6 protein-coding genes and 2 pseudogenes are annotated in these 5817 nt (G+C 64.2%); 4 read left to right on the top strand and 4 right to left on the bottom strand.

The genetic code is table 11. The annotated features are described in order from the left end of the window. Positions 1-432 (top strand): annotated as a pseudogene (gene lysK, locus ACR2J1_RS09050) (lysine--tRNA ligase); the annotation flags it as partial. 169 nt (positions 433-601) lie between these two features. After that, entirely contained in the window at positions 602-952 is a 351-nt protein-coding gene (locus ACR2J1_RS09055) for a hypothetical protein (protein WP_434019004.1), read from the top strand. Between the two features lie 69 nt (positions 953-1021). Here the strand turns inward: ACR2J1_RS09055 and ACR2J1_RS09060 are convergent, their stop codons facing one another. From ACR2J1_RS09060 to ACR2J1_RS09075, 4 genes are all read right to left on the bottom strand, one after another. Further along, positions 1022-2305 carry an extracellular catalytic domain type 1 short-chain-length polyhydroxyalkanoate depolymerase gene (locus tag ACR2J1_RS09060; RefSeq protein WP_434019005.1) on the bottom strand — a complete coding sequence of 428 codons (1284 nt, stop codon included), beginning with the start codon at positions 2303-2305 and terminating at the stop codon, positions 1022-1024. A gap of 29 nt (positions 2306-2334) precedes the next feature. Beyond that, on the bottom strand, positions 2335-2751 hold the full coding sequence (locus ACR2J1_RS09065) for a CopG family transcriptional regulator (protein ID WP_434019006.1): 417 nt from the start codon (positions 2749-2751) through the stop codon (positions 2335-2337). Positions 2752-3090: 339 nt separating this feature from the next. Next, positions 3091-3450 (bottom strand): hypothetical protein, encoded by a 360-nt coding sequence (locus tag ACR2J1_RS09070; protein ID WP_434019007.1) that lies wholly within the window; start codon positions 3448-3450, stop codon positions 3091-3093. Between the two features lie 178 nt (positions 3451-3628). Continuing rightward, complete coding sequence (locus tag ACR2J1_RS09075) at positions 3629-4270, bottom strand: S24 family peptidase (protein WP_434019008.1); 642 nt, start codon at positions 4268-4270, stop codon at positions 3629-3631. 631 nt (positions 4271-4901) lie between these two features. On the opposite strand from ACR2J1_RS09075, the gene ACR2J1_RS09080 reads away from it, so the two are divergent. Further along, complete coding sequence (locus ACR2J1_RS09080) at positions 4902-5252, top strand: DUF952 domain-containing protein (protein ID WP_434019009.1); 351 nt, start codon at positions 4902-4904, stop codon at positions 5250-5252. Then, positions 5249-5817, top strand: a pseudogene (locus ACR2J1_RS09085) (quinone-dependent dihydroorotate dehydrogenase); the annotation flags it as partial. The gene ACR2J1_RS09080 and the pseudogene ACR2J1_RS09085, both read left to right, overlap by 4 nt.

Below are 5817 nucleotides of genomic sequence, written 5' to 3' on the forward strand. Positions count from 1 at the left end.
CTTCTCAATCTCGCATCGGCGTCGAACTCCGAGGACAGCGAGGTGCTGTGGGGCTTCATCCGCCGCTATTGCCCCGACGCAACGCCCGAACAGCATCCGCTGCTCGACGATCTCGTCGGTTATGCCATTCGCTACTTCCATGACTTCGTGAAGCCGGCGAAAAACTATCGGGCGCCGACCGCGAAGGAGCGCGCCGCGCTCACCGATCTCGATGCGCGGTTGGGATCGTTGCCGGACAAGGTCCTCGCCGAGCAGATCCAGGCGGAGGTCTACGCCGTCGGCAAGGAGCACGGCTTTGAGCCGCTGCGCGTTTGGTTCTCCGCCCTCTACGAGGTGCTGCTCGGCCAGACCCAGGGCCCGCGCTTCGGCGGCTTCGTCGAGCTGTACGGTGTCCCCGAAACACGAGCCCTGATTGCGAAGGCGCTCAAATAGCGTGTCGGAAGGTGCCCAATTGCCGAGGAATCCGCCTTCTCCGGAACTAAGTGCCCCCCTAAATGTTAGGCATGCGACGGGTCGCCGGCGTTGCGCCGTAATCGTGACGCTCGGCCGGTCTCTGTCCGCTCGAGATGAGCGCAAGCCCAATAATCCAGGAGGAAACTCAATGAAAATCGCAACCGTTGCTGCGCTCACTGTCATGTTGAGCGCCGGGTATGCTTTTGCTGGCGGCGGTGCCCCAGTTCCTGAGGGATCGCAGAAGGATCCCGCGTCCGGCCGTCCCGGCAAGGTGCTGGATGACGCGGCGTGCACGAAGGCCTGGGAAACAGCCGGTCCCGACGGCGACACGCTGTCCAAGGACAAGGCCACGCCCTTCATCATCAACTACCAAATGGTCGATACGTCGAACGACGGGAAGATTTCCCAGGAAGAGTGGAAGACAGGTTGCGGCAAGGGTTGGATCAGCTCCGACGACGCCGCCACCGCCAAGGACATGCAAGGAACGCCCGCCCAATAGGCTCGCGCACTGTTAGGATAGCGAACGGCCTCCGGTTTCAACTGGAGGCCGTTCTTTTTTGACGACGGCCTATTCGCCGGGTTCGCTCCGCTTTTCGAGAAAGAACCGCAGCATCTCGCGCGACGCATCCGGCCCGGCCGGATCGGTGTAGCTGCCCTCCGGACTTCCACCGGACCAGGCATGCCCGCTGCCGTGGATCACCCATTCCTGTGCGACGGCAAGCCCCGTTCGATCGCGCGTGACAGTGCGGGTATGGTACCGGGCAGCCGAGCCGGTCTCTCTTGGGTGCTCCACGCTGACGTGATCCTTGCCGTGCGGCCCGACAATCTTTGCGGCGTTGGAAGGATGCACGACCGTGTCCGCATCGCCATGAAAGACGATGGTACGAATGCGAGCGGCGCCGTGTCCGCCAGCGCGCGGTGACCGTCGCCCTCGCGGCCCGGCATCGCCGCGCATTGCGGCGAAGGCCGATGGCAGGTCGCCCGCGGATGCGTAAGCCAGGCCGGAATGGACACCGATCCCGGCATAGAGGTCGGGATAGGTGGCGCCCATCACAGCCGCCATCGCTCCGCCGGCCGAGAGACCGGCGACGAACACCGCTTGCGGATCGATGTCGTGCTCCGTGACGACGTCGCCCGTGATGCCGGCGATGATCGACGGCTCGCCGCGCCCGCGCATCTGATCTTCTTGCCTGAACCAGTTCCAGCATAACGATGCATTCGCTTCCCTAGGCTGGGTCGGATAGGCGACGATGAAGCCGTTCTCCTCGGCGACGTCGTTCATGCGGGTGCCGGCCGCGAAGTCCTCGGCATCTTGCGTGCCGCCATGCAGCATGATCACCAACGCACGCCGTCCATCGGGTGTATGGCGCGGAATATAGAGCCGGTAGTTTCGGCTGCCGGCCGCGCAGGTAAAATTGCGGCTCAAGAATTGTGCGCCTTCCGGAATCTCGATCCTCTTGCGCGCCTTGGTGACGGCCAACCCATTGAGATTGAGATTGAGCTGCTGCAGCCCGCTCTGCCTGAGTGTCTCGACAATCCCGCCGGCCGGCCGCGCCGCCCACGTTGCGCCGGGTGGCGTCCAAGTTCCGCCGGGCGGAGTCCATGACGGCGACCGCGCGTCTGCACGCGGCGCGCGTTCCGTCGTGCTCTCAGCTTCGATGCTGTCGGCCGTGAGATCGACGACATGGTGCTCGATCGCGCGACGCATCGACTGCGGTTCGCTCGCGCCTTCGCGGGGGCCCGCTCCGCGGCCAGCCAACGTCTCTTGAATGACGCGCGTCGCTTCCGCGAGTTTCTGTGCGGTCGTCAGGTCCAGGCTGGCGCGAATGGCGGCCGCAAAATCGTGTGTCATTGTTCGGTTCCTCGCTGAAGGGTTTCGCGTCAGAAGATGCGATCGACCAAGGCGGCTTTGATCTCTTTGCTGGCGTGCAGGGCGCCCAGCACCGTGATGGAGTCGATGGTCCCCAAGGCGAGTGCCACCGGCACGTCGGGAGCGATGCTGGCCAGGCCGAGCACCTTGATGTGCAGCTTTTCGCCGGCTGCTTTCACCGCCTCCAGATCGTCGCGCGTATAGTGCCGGAGCCCGAGCTCCAGCGTGTGCCGCGTGATCGACTTTTTGACTTCCTCGCCATGCGCCGAAAGCTGGTTCCGGATCGCCGTCCGAATGAAATCGGAGCGGTTCGAATAGAAGCCTTCCTGCACCAAGAGATCGATATGGCCGAGGTCGACGTAACCCACATTGATCGTGATCTTCTCGGTTTCACCCGCTTTGTCGCGGAGCCGAATAATCTCAGCCATTACCATCTCCATCCTGTTAGATGGTATATGGATGGTTAATGGATGGTTGTCAAGGGCGCCACGCGCGAATTGCACCCCGGGGGCCCTCGATCTCGACAGGTGCTGAGATCGTCCCGACCACGGCGCACGCATAGTCAGGTCGGGTTTCTCTCCCGACCCCGGCAGGGCGCAAGTGATGGAACGGGCCGCGGATCAGCCGCGTCAACGATGCCTTGGCCTGTGCGCCGCACGGCCAGTTCTTGCCCTCTTCGTCCTTGCAGGTTTCCGCGGGATCGGCGCGTATGCCCGCAAGCCGGATGACCACGCCTTGCGAGGAAAGCGTCCCGGCGTCGCGGACCTTCACATGAAATAGCGCTTGGTGTCGCCCGCGGCCTTGGTCTTGGATTTCGTCGAGGTCTGCAATGCCGCGAGCCTCTCGGCCTCCGCCGCCTCCTGTGCCAGCAGAATTCGCTTCGTCTCTTCCGGCGGCGGTATCGATTTCAGTTTGGCTTGCGGGGCCGGCGTTGGCGCTGCCGGGGTTGCGAGCTTCGCTTCTGGCTTGGCGGCGTCCGCCATCCTGGCCGGCGGTGTGGCGGTGGGCGATATCGCCTGCGCGGGAACCGCCGGCTCTTGTGCGGGCGGGGATACAGGCATTTGCAGGGCAGGGGCTTGGGCGGCGCCGGAGTGAACCGGGGCGTCGGCGTGTCGTCGGGCCGCCACACGATCTTCACCTCGAAGGGCGGCACGGTCCACCATACGAAGAAGCCGAGCACGGCCACCCCGAGCGGGATGGGGAGGCGGGTGAGAAGCTTCATGCGTGGGCGAGGTCCGTTGCCGCGCCCGCCAGTCTAACCCGTTGCCGCTGATTTCGTAAAAACCCGTCATCGGGCGGCTGGCCTTACTGGCTCGCCCAGACGATGCGCGCGATCCACTCTAACCGCTCCATGGGAAAAACGAGATTGGCGTGGGCCGGATTGAGCGAGGCAAGCTCGATGCTTTTCATCGAACGCCGCACCAGCACTTTGGCCATCACCTCGCCGTCGGTCGTGCGCAGCACGACGCGGTCGCCTTTGCGCGTCGGGGAGTTGGGCGAGACGATGAGGATATCGCCGTCGCGGTAGAGCGGCGCCATGCTGTCTCCCGTCACCTCGAGCGCATAAGCGTTTTCGTCGTCGACCTTCGACACGCGGATCTGATCCCAGCCGCCGCCGACGGGAAAGCCGCCATCGTCGAAAAAGCCGCCGCCCCCCGCTTGGGTCAGCCCGATCAGCGGAATAGGCTGTGGCGTCGCGCGACCGCGCTGGCTGCCGGCGACAAGGGCGGTGAAATCCTCGAAGCTCGCGCCCGTCGCGGTAAGCACCTTCGCGATGCTCTCGGTGGTGGGCCAGCGCGGGCGGCCTTCGCCGGTGACGCGCTTCGATTTATTAAAGGCGGTGGGATCAAGCCCTGCGCTTTTGGCGAGGCCCGATGCCGACAGGCCATAGCGCCGCGCGAGCGCGTCGATCGCGCTCCAGACTTTTGCATGTGTCAGCTTGTTCACCGCCAGAGCGCCCCGGCAATCCTAGAAAGTGGCGGAATTAATACCTAGTTACAGGAATTTATGCCTCATTTATCCCCAGCCTGTCCACTCCTTCTGTTGCGCCCGTAGGGGACTCGGAGGTGTCGAAAGCGTGGTTTAGAAGCCTACGGCTCTGGCGCCGAGCGTCTGCTTTGCACGAGCTCCATGCCCTCCAAAGCGCGTTTGCTAAGCTCATCTGCGTTCGTAATGCCGGTCGCGGCCAGCGCGCTGAGCGTCTCTGCGAGTTTGGTTCGCAACTCGCTGTCCCTGTCCCAATCGCGGAAAGGATCGTTAGCTTTTAGCGTCGTCAAAGTGGCGTTGAACGCGGATTCCAAGGACAAAAGGCCTTTGGCATCGAAAGCTTGGGGATGGTTCGGGTGCATTTTTCAGGCTCCCTGTTTCCAGCCGGGAGCGCGACGCAGGCCACCGGTGCCTGGGGGAAACTTGACCGGTGATCAGCAAGCCTAGCAGGGGCGCGACCGGCGGCTGGTCAGTTTTATACACATGCGCCCCCTATCCCGGAAATATCCCTCCCGTTCCGGAGGCGCGACTCCCAACTGGGGGCATTTCTTGTCGCTGAGCCAGGCGGCAGCTAGTCTGCGCCCGAGGAGCCATGCCAAGCCACGTCTATAAGATCTGCACCGCAGCCGAGCTCGAAGAGGCCCGAGCCAAAGGCCGCTTCGAGGGTTCCGCCGACGATCGCCGCGATGGGTTCATTCATTTGTCCGCCCGCGACCAGCTTCACGGCACCCTCGCGAGGCATTTCGCGGGCCGGACCGGGCTTGTCCTCCTGACCCTCGACCCCGAAAGTCTCGGCGATGGTCTGAAATGGGAGATTTCGCGCGGCGGCGCGCTCTTTCCTCACCTTTATGCCCCGCTTGATCTCGCGGTCGTGCTGCGGGTTGCGAAACTGCCGGTTGGCGGCGACGGCCGCCACAGCCTGCCGCCCGGAGCCACGGCATGAACGCGCTGTTCGGGCTCGGCCAAGCCTTCCTCCTCGCCTTCGATCCCGAACGGGCGCACGAGCTTGCGGTGAAGACGCTGGAGCTCGGCCTCTACCCGCGCGTCTCCGCTCCCGACGACGCGCGGCTGCGGCAATCCCTGTTCGGCCTCGAATTCTTAAATCCCATTGGCATGGCAGCCGGCTTCGACAAGAATGCGCGCGTGCCTTCGCAGCTCCTCGCCATGGGCTTCGGCTTCGTCGAAGTCGGCACGCTCACGCCGCGCCAGCAGTCCGGCAATCCCACCCCGCGCATCTTCCGCTCCGCACCCGACCGCGCAATCGTGAACCGCCTCGGCTTCAACAATGAGGGGCATGAGGCGGCGCTGGCGCGATTTCGCAACCGGCCGTCCGGAATCGTCGGCGTCAATATCGGCGCCGGGAAGGATAGCGCGGACCGAGCCGCCGACTATGTTCTCGGCATCGAGCGCTTCCGCTCGGTCGCGAGCTATTTCACCGTCAACATCTCCTCACCCAACACGCCGGGCCTGCGCGATCTCCAGGCGCCGGACGCGCTCGATGCGCTGCT

This window comes from Methyloceanibacter sp. (assembly GCF_050999895.1).
Lineage (GTDB): Bacteria > Pseudomonadota > Alphaproteobacteria > Rhizobiales > Methyloligellaceae > Methyloceanibacter.

What these genes read in the sequence shown, in the direction of transcription:
- ACR2J1_RS09055 (WP_434019004.1), top strand. Translation starts at nt 602, where the DNA reads ATGAAAATCGCAACCGTTGCTGCGCTCACTGTCATGTTGAGCGCCGGG.
- ACR2J1_RS09080 (WP_434019009.1), top strand. Translation starts at nt 4,902, where the DNA reads ATGCCAAGCCACGTCTATAAGATCTGCACCGCAGCCGAGCTCGAAGAG.
- ACR2J1_RS09060 (WP_434019005.1), bottom strand. Translation starts at nt 2,305, where the DNA reads ATGACACACGATTTTGCGGCCGCCATTCGCGCCAGCCTGGACCTGACG.
- ACR2J1_RS09065 (WP_434019006.1), bottom strand. Translation starts at nt 2,751, where the DNA reads ATGGCTGAGATTATTCGGCTCCGCGACAAAGCGGGTGAAACCGAGAAG.